The 21,364-nt window shown below is 72.8% G+C and carries 19 protein-coding genes; 16 read left to right on the top strand and 3 right to left on the bottom strand.

Features of this window, described 5'->3' with window-relative positions:
* Window positions 1-19: 19 nt before the first annotated feature.
* The 7 genes from AH6_RS03000 to mshC all read left to right on the top strand — a co-directional run bounded on the left by AH6_RS03000 (window position 20) and on the right by mshC (window position 8,423).
* A complete protein-coding gene (locus AH6_RS03000; RefSeq protein ID WP_067473044.1) occupies window positions 20-784 on the top strand; it encodes an NRDE family protein in 765 nt (254 codons plus the stop codon).
* A 214-nt stretch (window positions 785-998) separates the two neighbouring features.
* Entirely contained in the window at window positions 999-2,780 is a 1,782-nt protein-coding gene (locus tag AH6_RS02995; RefSeq protein WP_083982167.1) for an ABC transporter substrate-binding protein, read from the top strand.
* Between the two features lie 80 nt (window positions 2,781-2,860).
* Complete coding sequence (locus AH6_RS02990) at window positions 2,861-4,060, top strand: ABC transporter ATP-binding protein (RefSeq protein ID WP_083982166.1); 1,200 nt, start codon at window positions 2,861-2,863, stop codon at window positions 4,058-4,060.
* Window positions 4,057-5,133: an ABC transporter ATP-binding protein gene (locus AH6_RS02985; RefSeq protein ID WP_067473041.1), complete on the top strand. Its 1,077-nt coding sequence runs from the start codon at window positions 4,057-4,059 to the stop codon at window positions 5,131-5,133. Before AH6_RS02990 ends, AH6_RS02985 begins: the two co-directional genes overlap by 4 nt.
* Window positions 5,130-6,098 carry an ABC transporter permease gene (locus AH6_RS02980; RefSeq protein WP_067473039.1) on the top strand — a complete coding sequence of 323 codons (969 nt, stop codon included), beginning with the start codon at window positions 5,130-5,132 and terminating at the stop codon, window positions 6,096-6,098. The genes AH6_RS02985 and AH6_RS02980 overlap by 4 nt, the downstream gene beginning before the upstream one ends.
* A 7-nt stretch (window positions 6,099-6,105) precedes the next feature.
* Complete coding sequence (locus AH6_RS02975; protein ID WP_067473036.1) at window positions 6,106-7,050, top strand: ABC transporter permease; 945 nt, start codon at window positions 6,106-6,108, stop codon at window positions 7,048-7,050.
* Between the two features lie 104 nt (window positions 7,051-7,154).
* On the top strand, window positions 7,155-8,423 hold the full coding sequence (gene mshC, locus AH6_RS02970) for a cysteine--1-D-myo-inosityl 2-amino-2-deoxy-alpha-D-glucopyranoside ligase (RefSeq protein WP_067473033.1): 1,269 nt from the start codon (window positions 7,155-7,157) through the stop codon (window positions 8,421-8,423).
* 3 nt (window positions 8,424-8,426) lie between these two features.
* On the opposite strand, the gene AH6_RS02965 is transcribed toward mshC, so the two are convergent.
* The 3 genes from AH6_RS02965 to AH6_RS02955 all read right to left on the bottom strand — a co-directional run bounded on the left by AH6_RS02965 (window position 8,427) and on the right by AH6_RS02955 (window position 10,812).
* Window positions 8,427-8,981, bottom strand: coding sequence for a TrmH family RNA methyltransferase (locus tag AH6_RS02965; RefSeq protein WP_067473030.1), 555 nt, complete (start codon window positions 8,979-8,981; stop codon window positions 8,427-8,429).
* A 348-nt stretch (window positions 8,982-9,329) separates the two neighbouring features.
* Entirely contained in the window at window positions 9,330-10,172 is an 843-nt protein-coding gene (locus tag AH6_RS02960; protein ID WP_067473027.1) for a PAC2 family protein, read from the bottom strand.
* Between the two features lie 181 nt (window positions 10,173-10,353).
* A complete protein-coding gene (locus tag AH6_RS02955; RefSeq protein ID WP_067473024.1) occupies window positions 10,354-10,812 on the bottom strand; it encodes a universal stress protein in 459 nt (152 codons plus the stop codon).
* Window positions 10,813-11,014: 202 nt separating this feature from the next.
* On the opposite strand from AH6_RS02955, the gene AH6_RS02950 reads away from it, so the two are divergent.
* The 9 genes from AH6_RS02950 (at window position 11,015) to AH6_RS02910 (ending at window position 21,283) form a co-directional block, all read left to right on the top strand.
* On the top strand, window positions 11,015-11,842 hold the full coding sequence (locus AH6_RS02950) for an HAD family hydrolase (protein ID WP_307190381.1): 828 nt from the start codon (window positions 11,015-11,017) through the stop codon (window positions 11,840-11,842).
* Between the two features lie 184 nt (window positions 11,843-12,026).
* Entirely contained in the window at window positions 12,027-12,671 is a 645-nt protein-coding gene (locus AH6_RS02945; protein ID WP_169807790.1) for a TylF/MycF/NovP-related O-methyltransferase, read from the top strand.
* 63 nt (window positions 12,672-12,734) lie between these two features.
* Complete coding sequence (locus AH6_RS02940; protein WP_067473018.1) at window positions 12,735-13,898, top strand: cytochrome P450; 1,164 nt, start codon at window positions 12,735-12,737, stop codon at window positions 13,896-13,898.
* 164 nt (window positions 13,899-14,062) lie between these two features.
* Window positions 14,063-14,815, top strand: coding sequence for a class I SAM-dependent methyltransferase (locus AH6_RS02935; protein ID WP_067473015.1), 753 nt, complete (start codon window positions 14,063-14,065; stop codon window positions 14,813-14,815).
* On the top strand, window positions 14,812-15,936 hold the full coding sequence (locus AH6_RS02930) for an aspartyl/asparaginyl beta-hydroxylase domain-containing protein (protein ID WP_083982162.1): 1,125 nt from the start codon (window positions 14,812-14,814) through the stop codon (window positions 15,934-15,936). Before AH6_RS02935 ends, AH6_RS02930 begins: the two co-directional genes overlap by 4 nt.
* Window positions 15,936-17,177 (top strand): cytochrome P450 family protein, encoded by a 1,242-nt coding sequence (locus AH6_RS02925; protein ID WP_083982161.1) that lies wholly within the window; start codon window positions 15,936-15,938, stop codon window positions 17,175-17,177. Before AH6_RS02930 ends, AH6_RS02925 begins: the two co-directional genes overlap by 1 nt.
* A gap of 348 nt (window positions 17,178-17,525) precedes the next feature.
* Window positions 17,526-17,972, top strand: a complete 447-nt coding sequence (locus tag AH6_RS02920; protein WP_067473012.1) for a hypothetical protein — start codon at window positions 17,526-17,528, stop codon at window positions 17,970-17,972.
* A 514-nt stretch (window positions 17,973-18,486) separates the two neighbouring features.
* Window positions 18,487-19,488: an ABC transporter permease gene (locus tag AH6_RS02915; RefSeq protein WP_067473009.1), complete on the top strand. Its 1,002-nt coding sequence runs from the start codon at window positions 18,487-18,489 to the stop codon at window positions 19,486-19,488.
* 40 nt (window positions 19,489-19,528) lie between these two features.
* Window positions 19,529-21,283, top strand: coding sequence for an ABC transporter substrate-binding protein (locus AH6_RS02910; protein WP_067473007.1), 1,755 nt, complete (start codon window positions 19,529-19,531; stop codon window positions 21,281-21,283).
* The last annotated feature ends 81 nt before the right edge of the window (window positions 21,284-21,364 follow it).

Here is a 21,364-nt window from a genome sequence, read left to right as displayed (position 1 = left end):
TAGTGCTCAAATATGTGGCATGTGTACGGCGATCGTCAGTGTCGACCCCGCCTCCCCGGTCCCGGTGCTGCTCGTCGGCGTCCGGGACGAGTTCGTCGTCCGCTCCTGGACGCCGCCCGGCCACCACTGGCCCGACCGGCCCGCGCTCGTCGCCGGGCGCGACCTGCGCGCCGGGGGCACCTGGTTCGCCGTCGACCCGGGCGCGCCGCGCGCGGCCACCGTCCTCAACGGGCGCGGCCCGCTGGTCCCCGAGGCGCACCGCCTGTCGCGCGGCGAACTGCCGCTGCTGATGGCCGCCGAAGGCAAGCTCGGCGACCTGGACCTGCCCCGCTTCGACCCCTTCCACCTGCTGTGCGCCGAGCCCGACCGGGTCCGCCTGTGGGGCTGGAACGGCGCCGACCTCACCGAGCGCACGCTCGGCGCGGGCCTGCACGTGATCGTCAACAGCGGCCTGGAGGGCGAGGACCACCGGGAGGGCGGCACCGAGGACGCGTTCATGCTGGCGCGCCTCGCCCACTTCCGGCCGCGCCTCGCCGCCGCCCGGCGGCCCGAGCCGCTGCCCGGCCGGGGCGGCGCCGAGGCGTGGGGCGAGTGGCTGCCGCTGCTGCACGGCGACGGCCTGCCGCGCACCGACCCGCGGGCGCTGCTGCCCCTGCTCGACATCGGCGACGGCCGCGTGTGGGGCACCAGCTCGGTCAGCCTGGCCGCGCTCACCCCCGGCGCGGTCCGCTACGACTTCTCCGCCGCGCCCGGCGACCCCGACGCCTGGACCGCCGTCCTCTGACCGGCGCCTGACCAGCGCCGCCGCCCGTCCCGCCGGCGCGCCGCGCGTCCCGCCGCCCGACCTCCGCCACACGCCCTGATCGGGGTGCGTGCGCGCCCGTGACTCACCCTGAGTGCTAATTTGACTACCTAATGCGATCTTCGTGGGGCGCGGCGGGGCAGCCCCCTCACGGGATGGCTGGCCGAACGGTCATCACGCAGACGGGGGAGTGCAGATGGCAGCAGGGAAGCGGGGGGTGGCGGTCACCGCCGGGCTGGGCGTGGTCATGCTCGGGCTGGCCGCCTGCGGCGGCGGCGACAGCGGCAGCGGCGGCGGGGGCGGCGGCGGTGGCGGCGGGGGCACGCTGAAGGTGCTCGGCGCCTCCGACGTGGACCACCTCGACAGCTCCAGCACCTACACCACCTGGGGCGGGGTGCTGTCGCGCCAGTTCGCGCGCACGCTGTTCGGCTACAAGGGCGACGACAGCTTCGACGAGGCCATCAAGGTCCAGCCGGACATGGCCAGCGAGCTCCCGACCACCGACAACGGCGGCATCAGCGCCGACGGCCGGACCTACACCATCAAGCTGCGCGAGGGCGTGCAGTGGAACACGAGCCCGCCCCGGCCGGTGACCGCCGCCGACTTCGTGCGCGGCGTCAAGCGCGTCTGCAACCCGGCCAAGCCGTCGGGCGGCAAGGCGTACTACACCGAGACCATCGAGGGCATGGACGCCTTCTGCAAGGGCTTCGAGAAGGCCGACGCCAAGAGCGCCCAGTCGATCGCGGCCTACCAGAACGACAACCAGGTGTCGGGGCTGCAGGCCAAGGACGACACCACGCTGGTGCTCAAGCTGACCCGCCCGGCCAGCGACATCACCAACATCCTGGCGATGCAGTTCGCGGCGGCGGCCCCGGCGGAGTACGACAAGTACGTCCCCGACAGCCCCGAGTTCCGCAAGAACACGATCTCCAACGGGCCCTACCAGATCACCTCGTACTCGCCCAACAAGGAGTACGTGCTGGACAAGAACCCGAACTGGAAGCCCGACACCGACCCCACCCGGGCGCAGAACCCCGACAAGATCCAGATCACGCTGGGCCAGGAGTCGCCCGACGTCGTCCAGCAGCAGATCGAGCAGGGCGCCGCCGACATCGCCTGGGACCAGCCGGTGCCGACCGCCAAGATCCAGAGCCTGAAGTCCAACGACAACTTCAAGATCCAGGACGGCTCCAGCAGCAACCCCTACCTCGTCTTCAACACCCTCAGCCCGAACAACAACCGGGCGCTGGGCAAGAAGGAGGTGCGGCAGGCGATCCAGTACGCCGTCGACAAGACCGCGCTGGTGCAGATCTACGGCGGCCCCGACGTGTCGCAGGTGCTCAACCAGGTGATCCCGCCCGGCAGCGTCGGCTACGAGCAGGCCAATCCGTACCCGACGCAGGGCAACTCCGGCGACCCGAACAAGTGCAAGCAGATGCTCACCGCCGCCGGGTACCCGAACGGGCTGAGGCTGAAGTTCCCCTACCGGACCAGCAGCAACCACCCGAAGATCGCGCAGTCGCTCCAGGCGAACCTGAAGGCGTGCGGCATCGACGCCCAGCTCACCTCCGACTCGGCCGGCACCTTCTACAACACCACGCTGGTCACCCCGGCCGACGCCAGGGCCGGCAAGTGGGACATCGCCGCGCCCGGCTGGCAGCCCGACTGGTACGGCAACAACGGCCGCACCACCATCGTGCCGCTGTTCGACGGCCGGCACTACGGCCCCAACTCCACCAACTACGGCGGCTACAACAACGCCCAGGTCAACGCGCTGATCGACAAGGCGCTGCAGGCCAAGACCACCGAGGAGGCCGCGGGCTCCTGGGCGCAGGCGGACCGGCTGATCATGCAGGACGCGGCGATCGTGCCCTTCATGAACCAGAAGTACCCGATCTTCCACTCCTCGCGGGTGAAGAACGCGCTGTACCTGCCGCAGTACCAGGCCTACGACTTCAACCAGATCGAACTGTCGTGACCGGCCGCGGCCGGGACCGCCGCCCGGCGGTCCCGGCCGCGCCGCGGTCCGCCGGCCATCCCTGACGCGAAGGGGCGTCGATGAGTCTTCTCGAGGTGACCGACCTCCGGGTCTCCTTCAACACCGCCGACGGCGTGGTGCACGCCGTGCGCGGGGTCTCGTTCAGCGTGGAACGCGGCCGCACCCTCGGCATCGTCGGCGAGTCCGGCTCGGGCAAGAGCGTCAGCACCCAGACGCTGATGCGCCTCACCCCCGGCGCGACCGTCTCCGGGCAGGCGCTGTTCGAGGGCCGGGACCTGCTGACGGTCAGCGACAAGCGCATGCGGCAGATCCGCGGCGCCGAGGTCGGGATGATCTTCCAGGACCCGCTGTCCAGCCTGCACCCGCTGTACCGGGTGGGCCGGCAGATCGAGGAGATGATCAAGGCGCACGACCCCGGCGCCTCCCGCGAGCAGACGCGCAAGCGCGCGGTCGAGATGCTGGACCTGGTCGGCATCCCGCAGCCCGACCGCCGCGCCCAGGAGTACCCGCACCAGTTCTCCGGCGGCATGCGGCAGCGCGCGATGATCGCGATGGCGCTGGCGCTCAACCCCAAGCTCATCATCGCCGACGAGCCCACCACCGCGCTGGACGCCACCGTCCAGGCGCAGATCCTGGACCTGATGCGGCGGCTGCAGCGCGAGTTCGACACCGCCCTCATCATGATCACCCACGACCTCGGGGTGATCGCCGACATGGCCGACGAGGTGCTGGTGATGTACGGCGGCCAGGCCGCCGAGCGCGCCGGCCGCCGCGACCTGTACTACCGGCCGCACCACCCCTACACCAAGGGCCTGCTGGAGTCGGTGCCGTCGGCGGCGGGCGGCGACCGGCTCAGCGCGATCCCGGGCCAGCCCCCCAGCCTGATCAACCTGCCGTCCGGCTGCGTGTTCCACCCCCGCTGCGCCTACGTGATGGACCGCTGCCGCACCGACGACCCGCCGCTGCGCGAGGTGGGCGGCGACCGGCTGTCGCCCGGCGCGCCGCACGACTCGGCGTGCTGGTTGCCGGTGGAGGCGGCCGGGCTGGACGAGGAGACCGAGCACCTGCGGCTGCGGGCCGTCTCGGCGGGCCGCGCGCCCATCGGCCACACCCATGGCGGGACGCGCGAGCAGGTGCTCGGCGGAACGCGCGACGAGCCCGACGGCGCGCCCGGCGGGCCCCGCGACGCGACGGCCGGCGATCCTGGCGGCGAGCCGGGCGGCGCGACGCGCGACGACGGGAACGGGGACGCCCGGTGAGCGCCCCCGAGGAGCCCCTGGTCCAGGCGGAGGGCGTGGTCAAGCACTTCCCCATCAAGCAGGGCGTCATCTTCAAGAAGGAGGTCGCCCGCGTCCACGCCGTCGACGGCGTGGACCTCAGCATCCGGCGCGGCGAGACCCTCGGCGTGGTGGGGGAGTCGGGGTCGGGCAAGTCCACCCTGGCGCGCTGCATCACCGGCCTGCACCCGGTCACCGCCGGGCGCATCCTGTTCGAGGGCACCGACATCACCAGGCTGTCGGCGGCGGGCCTGAAGGCGTTCCGCCGCGACGTGCAGATGATCTTCCAGGACCCCTACGGCTCGCTGAACCCGCGCCGCCGGGTCGGGTCGATCATCGGCGACCCGTTCGCCATCCACGGCCTGGCCGACGGCGCCGACCGCAAGAAGCGCGTGCAGGAGCTGATGGAGCTGGTCGGGCTGAACCCCGAGCACTTCAACCGGTTCCCCGCCGAGTTCTCCGGCGGCCAGCGCCAGCGCATCGGGGTGGCGCGCGCGCTCGCGCTGCGCCCCAAGCTGATCGTGTGCGACGAGCCGGTGTCGGCGCTGGACGTGTCGATCCAGGCGCAGGTCATCAACCTGCTGAAGGACCTGCAGAACGAGTTCGGGCTGACCTACCTGTTCATCGCGCACGACCTGTCGGTGGTGCGCTACGTCAGCGACCGGGTCGCGGTCATGTACCTGGGGAAGATCGGTGAGGGGGCCGCGGCCGAGGAGCTGTACCAGCGGCCCCGCCACCCCTACTCGGCGGCGCTGCTGTCGGCCGCCTCCATCGCCGACCCCGACCTGGCCGAGCGCGCCGAGCGGGTGGTGCTGAGCGGCGACGTGCCCTCGCCCATCGACCCGCCGTCCGGCTGCCGGTTCCACCCGCGCTGCCCCAAGGCGCAGGAGCGGTGCGTGGCGGAGGACCCGCCGCTGGTGGTGCGCGAGGGCGACGCCGCCGACCACCGCACCGCCTGCCACTTCCCGGTCGAGCCGGGCGAGTCGCTGGCCCACAACAAGGCCGCGATCCGCCAGGTCTCGACCGAGCCGGACCTGCCGGAGGTCGAGCAGTGAGCAGCTACTCCGAACTCGAACCCGAGATCATCCCGCCCGACGCCGAACCGGTGGTCCGGGTGCAGGGCCGCAGCCCCTGGCAGTTGTCGTGGGCGCGGTTCCGGCGCGACCGGCTGGCGGTGGTCTCGCTGGTGGTGCTGGCGCTGATGCTGGTGTTCGCGCTGATGGCGCCGCTGTGGGCGTCCTGGACCGGGCACCCCTACGACCAGACCTTCCCCAAGACCGCGCTGGACCCCAACGGGCAGCCGGTGGGGCCGAGCGCCGACTTCTGGCTGGGCGCCGACCAGCTCGGCCGCGACGTGCTGGTGCGCGCCTCCTACGGCGCGCGCATCTCCCTGCTGGTCGGCATCGCGGCGGCGGTGCTGGCCTCGCTGCTGGGCGTGGCGGCCGGGACGCTGGCGGGCTTCGTCGGCGGCTGGCTGGACACCCTGATCGCCCGGCTGATGGACATCACGCTGGCGCTGCCCTACCTGCTGGTGGCGATCCTTTTGGCCACCACCTTCCAGATCTCCTCGGTGGCGGCGAGCCTGACGATGACGGTCCTGGTCATCGCGTTCTTCTCGTTCGCGGCGTTCGGCCGCATCATCCGCGGCCAGGTGATGTCGCTGAAGGAGAAGGAGTTCGTGGAGGCGGCCCGCTCGCTCGGCGCGTCCAAGGCCCGGATCATGTTCGTGGACGTGCTGCCGAACCTGGTGGCGCAGGTGACGGTGCTGACCTCCCTGCTGATCCCCACCTCGATCGTGTTCGAGGCCACGCTGTCGTTCCTCGGCGTGGGGGTGCGGCCGCCGATGCCGAGCTGGGGCTCGATGCTCGGCGAGGGCAGCGACGTCTTCCAGAGCGCGTGGTGGCTGCTGGCGGTGCCGGCGGTGCTGCTGCTGCTGACCACCCTGTCGTTCAACCTGCTCGGCGACGGCATCCGGGACGCCCTGGACCCGCGCAGCGACCGCGTCATCGGAAAGAAGTGATCGGGCCATGGTGCGCTTCGTCCTCCGCCGGCTGCTCTACTCGGTCATGGTGCTGCTGCTGGTCGCCACGCTGGTGTTCGTGTTCCTGCACATCTCGCCGGTCTCGGTGGAGCGGGTCATCGGCGGCCCCAAGGCGACCACCGACACCCTGGAGCAGATCCGCCGCAACCTCGGCCTGGACCAGCCGGTCCTGGTGCAGTACGGGCAGTTCCTCGGCCGGCTGCTGAAGGGCGACCTCGGCGACTCCTACATCAACGGCACCTCGGTCGCGCAGCTGGTCGCCGACCGGCTGCCGACCACGTTGTGGCTGGTGTTCGGCGCCGGGGTCATCTGGTTCGTCGGCGGCGTGGTCACCGGCGTGTTCAGCGCCACCCACGCGCGCGGCCTCGGCGACCGGCTGGTCACGGTGGTCGTGCTGATCGGCCTGTCGACCCCGGCGTTCGTGATGGCGCTGGTGCTGCTGTACCTGTTCTCCACCAAGCTCGGCGAGGCGGGCTTCCCGTTCTTCGAGGCCGGGCCGCCGCTCCAGGAGCACTTCCTGCGCCGCATGATCCTGCCGTGGATCGCGCTGTCGTTCCTGATGGTGGCGACCTACACGCGGCTGACGCGCGGCTCGATGCTGGACGTGCTGGGCGAGGACTACATCCGCACCGCCCGCGCCAAGGGCCTGAGCGAGCGGCAGGTGGTGTACCGGCACGCGCTGCGCTCGGCGCTGACGCCGGTGGTGACCCAGTTCGGCATCGACCTCGGCGCGCTGATCGGCTCCACCATCGTCACCGAGAAGGTGTTCGGCCTGCAGGGCGTGGGCCAGCTGGTGTTCCAGTCGATCTCGCTGGGCGACACCCCCGTGATCATCGGGGTGACGCTGATGGTGACGCTGTTCGTGGTGGTCGCCAACCTGGTGGTGGACGTGGGCTACTCCTTCCTGGACCCGCGCGTCCGGCTGTCCTGAGCGGTGCCGGGGGGCGGCTCGCGGGCCGCCCCCCGGACCGTCCCCGGCCCGCTCGGATGATCTCGGCGTAACGCCATGAACAGGGCGGAGATAAGCTTTCCGGTATGCGATCGTGGACCGCTCCCGAAGTGCCCAGCCTGACCGACGCCGGACTGCCGGAGGCCGCCGCGCCCCTGGCGCTGCACGACACCGGCTCCGGTGCGGTGCGGCCCACCCTGCGGGACGCCGCGCCCGGCGCGACGGCCCGGATGTACGTCTGCGGGATCACCCCCTACGACGCCACCCACCTCGGCCACGCCAACACCTACCTGGCCTTCGACCTGGTCAACCGGGTGTGGCGCGACCTCGGGCACCCGGTGCACTACGTGCAGAACGCCACCGACGTCGACGACCCGCTGCTGGAGCGCGCCGAGCAGACCGGCGTGGACTGGCGCGAGCTCGCCGACCGCGAGATCGAGCTGTTCCGCGAGGACATGGCCGCGCTGCGGGTGCTGCCGCCCGACCAGTACGTCGGCGCGGTCGAGGCGATCCCGCTGGTCGTGGAGATGATCGAGAAGCTGCGCGCCAAGGACGCCGCCTACACCGTCGACCAGGACGTCTACTTCCCGGTGGCGGCCGACCCCCGCTTCGGCGAGGTGAGCCGCCTCACCCGCGAGCAGATGGCGCCGCTGTTCGCCGAGCGCGGCGGCGACCCCGACCGCGCGGGCAAGCACGACCCGCTCGACGCGCTGCTGTGGTTGGCCAAGCGGCCCGGCGAGCCCGCGTGGGAGTCCCCGTTCGGCGAGGGCCGCCCCGGCTGGCATGTGGAGTGCGCCGCGATCTCCGTCGAGTATCTCGGCATGGCCTTCGACGTCGAGGGCGGCGGCTCGGACCTGGCGTTCCCGCACCACGAGATGGGCGCCTCGCACGCCCAGCTCGCCACCGGCGAGCACCCGCACGCCCGTGCGTACGTGCACGCGGGCATGGTCGGCCTGGACGGCGAGAAGATGTCCAAGTCGCGCGGCAACCTCGTGTTCGTGTCCAAGCTCCGCAAGGCGGGGGTGGACCCGATGGCGATCCGGCTGGCGCTGCTGGCCCACCACTACCGCGCCGACTGGGAGTGGACCGACGCCGAGCTCGACGGCGCGCGGGCCCGCCTGGACCGGTGGCGCGCGGCCGTCGGCGCGGCGTCCGGCCCCGACGCCGCCGCGCTCGCGGCGGAGGTCCGCGGCCACCTGGCCGACGACCTGGACGCCCCGGCGGCGCTGGCGGCGGTGGACCGCTGGGCCGAGCGGGCGCTGGCGGGCGACCAGGACGGCGACCAGAAGGGCGACACCGAGGCCCCGGTCAAGGTGCAGGCCCTGGTGGACGCGCTCCTCGGCGTCGCCCTCTAGCGATCACAACAACCCGGCCAGCTTGTACAACACCAGCGAGCCGGCGACGGCGACGTTGAGGCTGTGCCCGCCGCCCACCATGGGGATCTCCACGGCGGCGTCCAGCAGGTCCAGGGCCTCGGGCGGGATGCCGTCGCGCTCGTGGCCCAGCACCGCCACGGTGCGCTCGCGGGCGGCGGGCAGGTCGGCGAGCCGGACCGCCTCGTCGGCCAGCTCCACGCCGACCACGCGGGTGCCGCGCCCGCGCTCGCGGGCGAGCCAGGCCAGCGGGTCGCCGGTCCAGTGCACGCAGGCGGGCCGCCGCAGGGTGTTGCCGCGCTCCAGCGCCTCGGGCACCCACGGCAGGCGCGGGACGGCCAGGCACGCGCCGACCGCGTCGCAGGTGCGCAGCAGCGTGCCGAGGTTGGCGCCGTGCAGCGGCCACAGCGGCGCGGCGATCAGGTGGTCCCAGCAGGGGTGGGAGCGGCGGCGCCGGTCGCGGCGCAGCTCGCGGCGGGGACGGACGCGGATGGCGGGGGAGCCGGCGGGGCGGGCGGCCCCGCGGGCGCGGCCGCTCACCGGCGGAGGGCGCCTCCGCCCGGGGACGAAACGGTGCAGATCATGATCGAGCGCACTTGGCGGCGTGCGCGGGCCATCGCCGGGCCGGCCCGGCGGGCCGGGCACAGGTTCGGCGCCCATCCTAGGGGGTAGGTCCCGGCGCGGTGATCACCGCGACGCGGGCACCGACGCGGACCTGCGGACGAACGGAAGGGACCCCGGGAACGATGATGTGGGAACTGCTGGCCGTGATGTTGCCGGGCGTGCTGCTGGCGCTGTGGGTGTGCGCCTCGGTGAAGGGCACGGCCGACGCCGAGCGGGACCGCCGCTGAGCGGCGGCCCGGCGCCCGGCACCGGCCGGCGGGAGGGTCAGTTGGGGTCGCGGCGGCGCAGGTAGCGCTCGAAGTCGCGCGCGATGGCGTCGCCGCTGGCCTCGGGCAGCTCGGTGGCGTCCTTCTGCTCCTCCAGCGTGCGGACGTACTCGGCGACCTCGGAGTCCTCCTCGGCCAGCTCGTTGACGCCGTTCTCCCAGGCGCGCGCCTCCTCGGGCAGCTCGCCCAGCGGCACGGTGACGTCGAGCACGTCCTCGACCCGGCGCAGCAGCGCCAGCGTCGCCTTGGGGGAGGGCGGCTGGGCGACGTAGTGCGGCACCGCCGCCCACAACGACACGGTGCTGAGGTCGGCCTTGGCGCAGGCGTCCTGCAGGACGCCGAGGATGCCGGTCGGCCCCTCGTAGCGGGTGGGCTCCAGGTTCAGGGTGGTGACCAGGCCCGCGTCGGAGGACGCGCCGGTCACCGGGACCGGCCGGGTGTGCGGGGCGTCGGCCAGCAGCGCGCCCAGCAGGACGACGTTGCGGACGCCCAGCTCCATCATGATCCCGATCAGCTCGCGGCAGAACGCGCGCCAGCGCATGTTGGGCTCGATGCCGTGCACCAGCACCACGTCGCGGCCCGACGGCAGCCGCGCCCACGACAGGCGGGTGGTGGGCCAGGTGATCCCGCGGCTCTCCCCGTCGGCCAGCTCCACGATGGGGCGGGTGACCTGGAAGTCGTAGTAGTCGTCGGGGTCGAGTTCGGCGATCGGCGCCGCCCCCCATGTCGCGGCCAGGTGCTGGATCACCCCGCTGGCCGCCTCCCCGGCGTCGTTCCACCCCTCAAAGGCGGCCACCAGCACTGGATCGACCAGTTCCGGCACGTTTTCGAGTTCGACCACGCGCTGCCTCCTTCCGACGACGGGTACAGCGCCACCGAGGGGGCTCCGCATTCCCGGGGTCGGGGCCCCGTCATGATCGGTGGTGGCTGCCAGCCTACGTCCCCGCGGAGACCTACCCCGCGGTCCCGCCGCCCAGACCTGTGCCCGGCCGGGCGGCGGGGCCGCGCGCATCACGATTGCGTCACTTGCCGTCGGTGGTGTGGACGATCAGCACGTCGCAGGGGGAGCGGTGCGACAGGTTCGCCGGGACCGAGCCCAGCAGCCGGCCCGCCAGGCTGTTCAGGCCGCGGTTGCCGACGACCACCAGCTCGGCGGCGCGGTCCTTGGCGACCCGGGAGATCACGTCCACCGCGTCGCCCTCCACGGCGATCTCCTCGATGTCCTTGGCGCCGGCCGCCACCGCGCGCTCGCGGGCCGCGCGCAGCGCGTCGTCGGCGGGGGTGGAGCCCTGCACCTTGTAGGCGAGGTCGCCCAGGCGGTCGGCGGCGCTCAGCCGCTCGCGCTCGGGCATGGGGCTGTAGGCGGTGGCGAGCACCAGCGTGGCGCCGGTCGCGGCGGCCAGCTGGGCGGCCCGGTCGACCGCGCGGAACGAGGAGTCCGAGCCGTCGGTGCCGACGAGGATGGTGCGGTACGCGCTCATGCCGCTCCTTACCGAGGAGTAGTGTTCGGGGCACGCTATCGGTCTCCTGTCCCTTTCGTCACGGCGCGGGCGCGCGCCGGAAGGGAAGTGACCCGCGTCGCATCCGGGGCCCGCCGTCGCGGCTCCCGCTCCCGGCCGGACCAGGGGACCGCGCGGCCTGGCATAGCCTCGAAGCCGCCACGATCTTCGAGAGGGAGCGCCGGTGCGCGACAGCGAGCACTTGATCCAGGACCGGTCCGCCGGGACGGCCGACGGCCCGCAGGACGGAAGCGTGCAGGACGGAAGCACGCGGGACGGGGCCTCGCCGCGGCGGATCCCGCGGCCGGGGACCCCGTCGCAGGAGAGCCCGCCGCAGGAGAGCCCGCAGGACGGGGCCCTGCAGGCGGTGCTGTTCGACATGGACGGCCTGCTGATCGACTCCGAGCGGCTGTGGTTGCGGGTCGAGTTCGAGATCATGGAGTGGCTCGGCGGCACCTGGAGCGAGGAGCACCAGAAGCGGCTGGTCGGCGGCTCGGTGGACGTCGCGGTCGCCTACATGCTGGAGCTGACCGGCGCGCGGGTGCCCCCGGCCGAGGTGGGCCGCCGCATGATGGGCCGCATGGTGGAAACGCTCGCCGCGGGCGTGGAGCTGATGCCGGGCGCGGCCGGCCTGCTGGCGGAGGTCGCGGCCTCGCCGGTCCCGGCGGCGCTGGTGTCCTCCAGCCACCGGCACGTGATCGAGGCGGCGCTCGGCTCCATCGGCCGCGAGAACTTCGCGCTGACGGTGGCGGGCGACGAGGTGCCGCGCACCAAGCCCGCCCCCGACCCCTATCTGGCGGCCGCGGCGCGCCTGGGCGTCGACCCGGCCCGCTGCGTGGTGCTGGAGGACTCGCCGAACGGGGTGGCGGCGGCCGAGGCGGCGGGCTGCGTGACGGTGGCGGTGCCCGGCGTGCTGCCGATCCCGGCCGCGCCGGGCCGCACCGTCGTGGGCTCGCTGCGCGAGGTGGACCTGGCGCGGCTGCGCTCGCTGGTGGGGGAGCCCCGCCCCTGACCGCCTCCTGACCAGTCCCGACTGACCGGCCGCACCCATGGGAATGCGGCCGGTCGCCATTTTCCCGGCCCGCCTCCCGCCTTTTCCTGAAAAGAAAGGCGGAGGACACCTGGACAGTGCGACAGGCCCGGGTTACGGTGCCATAGGTGATCACGCAGGACCACTCTCCTCACCAAGGGGCAACGTGGACAACGATGTGATACTCGCCCTGGCCGCGGAGAACCCGGGAATGGGCGGGGTCGACCAGCTCGTCAATATCTATTGGGCCCTTTCGGGGGTGCTGGCGGCCGGGGTGCCCGGCGCGGTGGTGGAGATCGGCTGCCACGAGGGCCGCACCAGCGTGTTCCTGCACATGGTCGCCGAGCACTTCGCGCCCGGCCGCGACCTGCACGTCTACGACTCGTTCGCGGGGCTGCCGCCGCCGGGCCCGCACGACACCGACTACTCCAGCCCCGGCCAGCTCAGCACCGGCGTCGCCGACCTGACCAGGACCTTCGCCCGCTGGGACGTCGCACCGCCGCACGTGCACCCGGGCTGGTTCGCCGACACCCTGCCCGCCGAGCTGCCCGAGCGGGTGTGCTTCGCCTACGTCGACGGCGACCTGTACGAGTCGATCCGCACCGCGCTGACCGCGCTGTACCCGCGGCTGGCGCCGGGCGCGATCGTGATCGTCGACGACTACTGCGACGAGGTGCGCAGCCCGCGCGCCTTCGCCGGGTTCCCCGGCGTCAAAAAGGCGTGCGACGAGTTCTTCGCGGACAAGCCCGAGCGCGTCTCGGTGCTCGTCGGCACCGGAAAACTCGCCTTCGGTTACTTCCGAAAGTCCTGAGCGAGCCTTTTCCGCCGAACCGTTAATCGCCTCCGGCCGGTGTCGACATTGGCGAGGATATTCATGTCCGGAACCGTCATCGATTCCATCGCACGGCTCGCCGCGCCCGCGGCCCCGCCCGACCCCCACCCCGAGTACGACCGGCTGCGCGCCGCCGACCCGGTGTCGTGGAGCCCCTCCCTGGAGTCGTGGGTCCTGACGCGGCACGCCGACTGCGTCGCGGTGCTCAGGGACGGCGCCCGGTTCGGCGCGGACTGGCGGCGCGCCGGGGTGGACATGCCGCCGCAGGCGATCAGCGTCCAGACCCTGGACCCGCCCGAGCACACCGCGATCCGGCGGCCGCTGATCGAGGCCCTCCAGGTCCGCGACCGCGGCGAGGTCGAGCCGATGGTCGCCGCCCGCGCCCGGGAGTTCCTGGCGCGGCTGTCGGCCCGCCCGGACTTCGACCTGGTGACCGAGTTCGCCGAGCCGCTGGCGCTGGCCACCATCGCCGCCTACCTGGGCGTGCCCGAGCCCGACCCGGACTGGTTCCTGCCGGTCGCCGAGACCATCGCCGCGGGCATGGACGCCGGGGTGTGGCCCGAGCGGCACGAACCGGCGATGGCCGCGCGGGCCGAGCTGTCGGCGCTCACCGACGGGTGGCTGGCCGACCCGCCGGACGGCGGCATCGTGCGGTCCCTGGCCGACGCCGTCGCCGCGGGCGGGGTGGACCGTTCCGTCGTCGCCAACACGCTGCGGGTGCTGCTGCACGCCGGGTACACCTCGGCGAGCAAGCTGCTGGCGCTGTCGGTGATCGCGCTGCTGGAGGCCCCCGGCGGCCTGGCGGCGTTCGCGGCGGCCCCGCCGGCGCGGGCGGTGGAGGAGCTGGTGCGCTTCACCTCCCCGGTGCAGGCCATGGCCCGGGTCTGCGTCGCCGACGCCGAGATCGGCGGCAGGCGGGTGCGCGCTGGGCAGGACGTCACGTTGTTGCTGGGCGCCGCCAACCGCGATCCCCTCCGCTTCCCCGACCCGCACTCCGTGCGCCTGGACCGGCACCCGAACCCGCACCTGGGGTTCGGCCGGGGCGCGCACTCCTGCCTCGGCTCGCCCTTCGCCGCCGTCCAGGCGCGGGTGGTGCTGACCGTCCTCGCGGAGAGCTCCGCGCCCCTGCGCGCCCTGGGCGCGCCCACCTACCGGCGCACCCTGACCCTGCGCAGCCCGGCCCACCTGCGGGTGGCGGCGGGCTGAACGGGGCGGGACGCCGCGACCCCCACACAGCGGAAGGAGGGTGGCTCCCATGAAGTACTGGCACTAAGCACCAGATGAGAACCGGTGCCCGCGGCCGCCGAGCGCCCGTGGCCGCGGGCACCGGTTCCCCGCCCGGCCCGACACCCGCGACGCAGGGAGAGAGCGTGCCCACCGACCCCTATGCCTTCACGCCCGGCTACTACGACCTGTTCCGCGCCAAGGACGGGGACCGGGCCCTGCCGTCGGTGGCGTTCTTCGCCGATCTGACCCCGCCCGGCGCGGCCGCCCTGGAGATCGGGCCGGGCACCGGGCGGATCACGCTGGCGGTCGCCGAGCGCGCCGCGAGCGTGGTGTGCCTCGAACGCTCCACCACGATGCGCGCGGTGCTGGTCGCCAAGCTCGCCGAGCGTCCCGACCTGTGGGACCGGGTGACGGTGCTGCCGGGCTCGGCCCCCTCCTTCGAGCTGGGCCGCGCCTTCGGCTACGTCTACCTGGCGGGGGTGCTGGAGCACGTCCCGCCCGCCGACCGGCCCGTGCTGTTCGCCGCCATAGCCGCGCACCTGGAGCCGGGCGGGGTCTGCGCGATGGACATGGTGATGCGGCAGCCCGCCCTGGACATGCCCGAACGGGTCGTGGACGAGGCGGTGCTGGGGGAGTGCCGCTACACCCTCGCCGCCGCCGCGCGGGCCCTCGGCCCGGACCTGTCGGAGCTGCGCATGACCTACCGCACCTACCACCAGGGGGAGCTGGTCGGCACCGAGGTGGTGGAGCGGCGGCACAACATGCACCGCCCCGAGCCGGTGCTGAAGGACCTGGCCGACGCGGGCCTGCATCCGGTGGAGGGCGACGGCCTGGCGCAGGCGAGCCACGACCCGGCCGACCCGGGCGCGGTCGTGGTCCGCAAGGCCGCGTCATGACCGGCACCGGCACTGACGCGAGCACCAGCCCCGGCAGCGCCGCGACCACCGCCGCGACCACGGTCACCACCGCCGCGACTACCGCCACCGCGACCACCGCCACCACCACCGCCACCACCGCCGCGACCGGCGCCGCGACCGGCGACCGGGCCGCGCCGCCCACCGCCGTCCCGCTGGACCGCTTCTACGACGCCGAGCGGCTGGCCGCCGAGGCCCGCGCGCTGCGTTCGATGACCTGGCGCGCCCAGCGCGCCTACGGGCAGGACGGCCTGGCCGCCCGCACCGAGGTGGACTGGCGCATCCTGTCGCTGCGCGGCCCCAGCGGCGACCCCGACCGCACCGACCCCGGCGGGGCCGGGCTCGTCCCGCACGCCGACACCCCGCATCTGGCGCACGCCCCCTACACCGCCGAGGCGCTGGCGGGCATCCCCGCGCCGCTGCGCAGCGTGCGGCTGATGGCGCTGGGGCCGGGCGCGCGGGTGCACGAGCACCGCGACGGCAAGTGCGGCTACCGGTGGGGCGCGCTGCGCCTGCACATCCCGGTGATCACCAATCCGGGCGCGGTCGTGGTGATCGGCGGCGAGGAGCGGCACTGGAACGCCGGGCGGTTGTGGTTCGGCGACTTCGACCGTCTCCATTACGTGCGCAACGACGGCGCCGAGCCGCGTGTCCACCTGGTGATCGACACGATGGTGACGCCCGCGCTGCTGGAACTGTTCCCAACAGAGTTCACCGATCCGCTGCGGTGGAGCGAGGTGGTGTTCGCACGCGAGCCGGTGCCACTGAACCCCGCCGAGGCGGCCTCGTTCCGCTGCGGGTTCGCACTGCCGGCGGCGTTCCCCGACTGGTCGGAGGAGGAGCCCGAGGGCCCGCCCGCACCGGACCTGCCGGGCGCGGTGGACGTGGTGGACGGCCGCCTGACGCTGCTGGCCGGCGGCGAGCCGCTGTTCGCGCTCGTCCACCTCGGGCTCGGCGAGTTCCGGCTGGAGGGCTGGACCGAGGAACGCACCCTGCACGTCGACCTGGCCTCCCCCGAGCCGCGCGTGCGGTTCCGGGTGCGCCGGGGCAACGCCCTCAGCGAGCACGTCCGCCCCGCCCGCCCGATCCAGGAAGGCCCGTGATGACCGGTACCACCGGCGCCGCCAAGGTGTTCGACATCCCCATCGACTTCGCGCAGTGGCCCGACCCGTACCCGCTGCTGGAGGAGATGCGCGCGGAGGCCCCCGTGCACCGCGCCCGGCTGCGCGGGGAGGTGGAGGTGTGGGTCGTAACCGGCTACGACGAGGTGGTGGCGGCGCTGAACGAGCCCGCGCTCAGCGCCGACCTGGCGGCCGCGCCGCGCATCACCGCGGGGCTGGCCCCGGCCCGCCGCCGCAACGTGCTGATGGAGAGCCTGCTGGCCAGCGACCCGCCCGACCACACCCGGATGCGCGGCATCGTCGCCAAGGCGTTCACCGCCCGCCGGGTGGAGGAGCTGCGGCCCCGCGTCACCGCGATCGTGGCCGAGCTGCTGGACGGGTTCGCCGGGCGCGGCCGCGCCGACCTGGTGGAGGAGCTGGCGCTGCCGCTGCCGATCGCGGTGATCTGCGAGCTGCTGGGCGTGCCGTTCGCCCGCGACCGGTTCCGGAACTGGTCGGTGGGGCTGGCGATGCCGCCCGCCGACGGCGCGACGCTGGAGCGCGCCGACGCCGCGCGCGCCGAGATGGTGGAGTTCTTCGGCGAGCAGATCCGGCTCAAGGCCGCCGCGCCCGGCGACGACCTGCTGAGCGCGCTGGTCACCGCGCACCGCGGCGAGCAGGTCTCCGACGACGAGCTGGTCGGCCTCGCGATGATGTTGTTCCTGTCGGGCCACGAGACCACGCTGTGCTTCCTCGCCAACGCGGTGGTGGCGCTGCTGACCAACCCCGCGCAGCTGGCCGCGCTGCGCGCCGACCCCGGCCTGCTGCCGGGCGCGGTCGAGGAGCTGCTGCGCTACGACGGCCCGGTGGCGCGCGGGGTGGCCCGCTTCACCACCGGCCGGGTGCGGCTGGGGGAGACCGAGATCCCGCGCGGCGAGATGGTGGTGGTGGCGATCGGCGCGGCCAACCGCGACCCGGGGCGGTTCGGCCGCCCGGACGTGCTGGACGTGCGGCGCGAGCCCAACCCGCAGGTGGGTTTCGGGCACGGGCTGCACTACTGCCTGGGCGCGGCGCTGGCCCGGCTGGAGGTCACCGCGGCGCTGGGCGCGCTGGTCGGGCGGTTCCCGGACCTGGCGCTGGCCGAGCCGGTGGACCGGCTGCCCCGGCGGCGGGGGATGTTGCGCGGCCTGGCGTCGGTGCCGGTGACCTTCACCCCGCGGCCACCGGCGCGGTCCTCGGCGTGAGCGGGCCAGATGAGGCGGGCCGTCCGGGACGCCGGGGAAGTCGATCAGTACCCCGGTGGGGCTGCGGCCTCACCCGCCGGGCCCGGAACGTCCCCGAATCGTTGCCGGGAGTTGATCTGGCCCGTACCGCCGCGCCACCGGCCCGTCCGCCGGCCCGTACCGCCGGTCCGTGCCGCCTGATACCTGAGGTGCAGGCGGGGCCCGCCACTCCGGGGTCCGCCCCCTAGGGGGAGATCACGCCTGAGGAGGAACCCGGAGGCCCGGGAAACCGTTCCACCGGATGAGGGGCCCTCCGGCAGGTCCGTGTGACGATGGAGGGAGCATCATCGCATGGATTGAGGGGCCGGCATGAGCGACGCAGCCATCTTCGCCGTCAGCCTGGGGATCACCCTCCTCGGGCTGTTCATCTCGTGGGGCGTGTACCGCAGGCGCGGCGCCGCCTCGGGCCTGCGCGGCGCGGCGTGGTCGCTGGTGCCGGTGGCGGCCACGATGACGGGGGCGACCGGGTTCTTCATGGACCTGGCGTTCAGCCCGGTCAAGTGGGCGGGCGTGACGGTCGCGGGCCTCGCGGTGCTGCTGTACCTGGTCTCCGGCGGGATGCTGGCGCGCCGCGCCGGAGCGCCGGAGGGCGGCGGCCGCAGGGCCGCCGAGGCCCCGAAGGCGGGCAAGGCGTCCAAGGACGGCAAGGGCGGCGGGGCGGGCGGCCGCAGGGCCGTGGAGCGGCGGCAGGCCGCGCCCGTCGACCCCGAGCTGGCCGAGATCGAGGAGATCCTGCGCAACCGGGGCATCAAGTAGGGCGCCGGGCAGGGCAGCGGGCAGGACAGCGAGCGGGACGTCAGGTAACGGTCCGGTAGGCGGCGCCCGGCGGGGCGCCGCCCGGCCGCACGGCGGGCCGGGACGCCGCGTGACCCAGCGTGGTCACGCGGCGTCCCGGCCCGCCGTTCTTGTGATCATCGGCACTGACCTGCGGACGCTCGATCTCGGAACGGACTCGGTCCGGTAAAGCTTGCCGGTCCGGACCGGGTTCCCCTTGCGCAGAGTGATGTTCCTCAATGTACTGTCTGAGAACTTTGTCCGTTCTGGCGTCCGCGTCTCATGTGCCCTAGATGACGACGAGATCACAAGTCAGATACGGGTACTGGCGCAGCCCGGTTCGTGGATGGACAGTCGTGCCCGAAGCATTAGGTTTCCCTCCAGCAAACGCGGCGTAACGGGCATGGGCGCAGCGGACGATCTTCGCGACCGCCGGGCGTGCGCCGGTGGGTGCCGTGGCCGGACAGCCGTGGTCGAACAGTAGGAGGTAGGCAGCGTGACCGCACCGATCGAGGTGACCGGGTCGGAGACGCAGGCCCAGCCGGACGCCGTCCTCGAAGGGATCGAGGGCAAGGCGATCCAGGGCCGCTCCCTCGGCCAGATCGCCTGGCTGCGCCTCAAGCGGGACAAGGTGGCGCTGGCCGGCGGGATCATCGTGATCCTGCTCATCCTGATGGCGATCTTCGCGCCGCTCGTCGTCAAGCTGCTGGGCCACCCGCCCAACGAGTTCCACCAGGACCTGATCGACCCGACCCTGGGCGGCCCGACCTCGTCCCTGGGCGGCATGAACGGCGACTTCCTGCTGGGCCTGGAGCCCGGCAACGGCCGCGACCTGTTCAGCCGCATCGTCTACGGCGCCCGCGTCTCGCTGCTGGTCGGCTTCATGGCCACGCTGGTCGCGGTCGTCATCGGCACCGTGCTCGGCGTGGTCGCCGGCTACTTCGGCGGCTGGGTCGACTGGGTCATCGCCCGCCTGATGGACATCTTCCTGGCCTTCCCGCTGCTGATGTTCTCCATCGCGGTCGTCGGCGTGCTGCCCGACAAGTGGCTGGGCCTGGAGGGCAACGGCCTGCGCATGGCCATCCTGATCTTCATCATCGGGTTCTTCTCCTGGCCCTACATCGGCCGCATCGTGCGCGGCCAGACCATCTCGCTGCGCGAGCGGGAGTTCGTGGACGCCGCCCGCAGCATGGGCGCGCGCAGCCCCTACATCCTGTTCCGCGAGATCCTGCCGAACCTGGTCGCGCCGATCCTGGTCTACTCCACGCTGCTGATCCCGACCAACATCCTGTTCGAGGCCGCCCTGTCGTTCCTCGGCGTGGGCATCAGCCCGCCCACCCCCGCCTGGGGGTCGATGCTCACCGACGCGATCCGCACCTACCAGATCGCCCCGTACTTCGTGGTCATCCCCGGTATGGCGATCTTCATCACCGTGATGGCCTTCAACCTGTTCGGCGACGGTCTGCGCGACGCCCTGGACCCGCGCAGCAACCGCTGAGCGCGCTGGAACTCCCCGCTAGAGAAGCGAAAGGGTACTCATGAAAAGTCGTCCCAGAATCCTGGCCGCGTCGTCGGCCGGGGTCGTCCTGCTCGGCCTGGGCCTGACGGCCTGCGGCGGTGGCGGCGACGAGAAGACCGCCGACGGCGCGGGCTTCGAGGCCGCGGTCGGCAAGGTCGTCAACCCTTCTGACAAGAAGGGCGGCACGCTGCGGATGGCGATCAGCAGCGACATCGAGTCGACCGACCCGGGCGACATGTACTACGCCTGGTCGACCAACTACGTGCGCCTGTACTCGCGCATGCTGCTCACCTACGCCTCCAAGCCGGGCGACGAGGGCCGCAAGCCCAGCCCCGACCTGGCCGAGGGCCTGGGCGTCCCGAGCGCCGACAAGAAGACCTGGACCTACAAGCTCCGCCGCGGCATGAAGTACGAGGACGGCACGGAGATCAAGGCCAAGGACATCAAGTACGCGGTCGCGCGCACCTTCGACCGCGCCGTCCTGCGCCACGGCCCGTCCTACTTCTCCAACGTCCTGGACGCCAAGGGCTACAAGGGTCCCTACAAGGACAAGAACCTCGACAACTTCAAGGGCGTCGAGACCCCCGACGACTACACCGTCGTGTTCAAGCTGAAGGACCCCTTCACCGAGTTCAACGAGCTGGTGAACTTCTCCGGCCAGACCGCTCCGGTCCCGCAGGACAAGGACAAGGGCGAGCGCTACGGCCTGCACCCGATCTCCTCGGGCCCCTACAAGTGGGAGAAGGACTACCAGCCCGGCAAGGGCGGCACCCTGGTCCCCAACTCCAACTGGGACCAGAGCACCGACACCAACCGCAAGCAGCTCCCCGCGCGCATCGAGACGATCGCCGGCCTGAACGCCGAGGAGCTGGACAACCAGCTGCTCAAGGGCCAGATCCACGTCGACCTGGCGGGCTCGGGCGTGCAGGACAACGCGCGCAAGTCGATCCTGACCGACCCCAAGCTGAAGGCCCAGGCCGACAACCCGCCCGGCGGCTTCCACTGGTACAACCCGATCGACATGAAGGTCGTGCCGAACCTGGAGTGCCGCAAGGCCATGGTCTGGGCGGCCGACCGCGACGCGATGTGGCGCGCCTACGGCGGTGACGTCGGCGGCGAGATCGCGACCTCGATCATGCCCCCGGACGTCGAGGGCCGTGAGAAGGGCACCGACTACTACACCAAGGCCGAGAAGGGCTACAAGGGCAACGTCGAGGAGGCCAAGAAGTCCCTGGCCGCCTGCGGCAAGCCCCAGGGCTTCGAGACCACGATGATCTACCGCGAGGACCGGCCGAAGGAGAAGGGCGTCGCCATCGCCCTCCAGCAGTCGCTGGCCCGCGTGAACATCAAGCTCAACCTCAAGGGCTTCCCGGCCAACACCTACACCTCCGACCAGGCCGGCTCCCCGTCGTTCATGCAGAAGAACAACGTGGGCATCGGCACCTTCGGCTGGCTGTCGGACTGGCCGACCGGCTACGGCTACCTGTGGGCGCTGAGCGACAAGGCCGCCATCCTGCCCAGCGGCAACGTCAACATCGCGCAGATCGACGACCCGCAGATCAACGAGGCGTGGAAGAAGTCCTACACCACCGTCGACGCGGCCGAGCGCGCCAAGCTCTACAACATGATCGACGACCGGCTGCGCTCGCAGGCGGCCTACATGCCCAACGTCTACGCCAAGTCCCTGCTGTTCCGGCCGAGCACGCTGAACAACGTGTTCTTCCACAAGGGCTTCGGCATGTACAACTACTCCACCCTCGGCGTGACCCAGTAGGTCCTCCGCCGCTTCGCTGAAGAAGGCAGGTGAAGGCCGCAAGGACGGCCGGCCCGGGCCCTACCGGGACCGGGCCGGCCG

Source organism: Actinomadura hibisca NBRC 15177 (assembly GCF_001552635.1).
GTDB classification, from domain to species: Bacteria; Actinomycetota; Actinomycetes; order Streptosporangiales; family Streptosporangiaceae; genus Spirillospora; species Spirillospora hibisca.
Note: the sequence above shows the minus strand (reverse complement) of the source record. Positions and strands in the feature narration are given on the sequence as shown.

Bases quoted from the DNA above. Each gene is read 5' to 3' on its own strand.
- AH6_RS03000 (WP_067473044.1), top strand. From the start codon at position 20: ATGTGTACGGCGATCGTCAGTGTCGACCCCGCCTCCCCGGTCCCGGTG.
- AH6_RS02995 (WP_083982167.1), top strand. From the start codon at position 999: ATGGCAGCAGGGAAGCGGGGGGTGGCGGTCACCGCCGGGCTGGGCGTG.
- AH6_RS02990 (WP_083982166.1), top strand. From the start codon at position 2,861: ATGAGTCTTCTCGAGGTGACCGACCTCCGGGTCTCCTTCAACACCGCC.
- AH6_RS02975 (WP_067473036.1), top strand. From the start codon at position 6,106: ATGGTGCGCTTCGTCCTCCGCCGGCTGCTCTACTCGGTCATGGTGCTG.
- mshC (WP_067473033.1), top strand. From the start codon at position 7,155: ATGCGATCGTGGACCGCTCCCGAAGTGCCCAGCCTGACCGACGCCGGA.
- AH6_RS02955 (WP_067473024.1), bottom strand. From the start codon at position 10,812: ATGAGCGCGTACCGCACCATCCTCGTCGGCACCGACGGCTCGGACTCC.
- AH6_RS02940 (WP_067473018.1), top strand. From the start codon at position 12,735: ATGTCCGGAACCGTCATCGATTCCATCGCACGGCTCGCCGCGCCCGCG.
- AH6_RS02930 (WP_083982162.1), top strand. From the start codon at position 14,812: ATGACCGGCACCGGCACTGACGCGAGCACCAGCCCCGGCAGCGCCGCG.
- AH6_RS02925 (WP_083982161.1), top strand. From the start codon at position 15,936: ATGACCGGTACCACCGGCGCCGCCAAGGTGTTCGACATCCCCATCGAC.
- AH6_RS02920 (WP_067473012.1), top strand. From the start codon at position 17,526: ATGAGCGACGCAGCCATCTTCGCCGTCAGCCTGGGGATCACCCTCCTC.
- AH6_RS02910 (WP_067473007.1), top strand. From the start codon at position 19,529: ATGAAAAGTCGTCCCAGAATCCTGGCCGCGTCGTCGGCCGGGGTCGTC.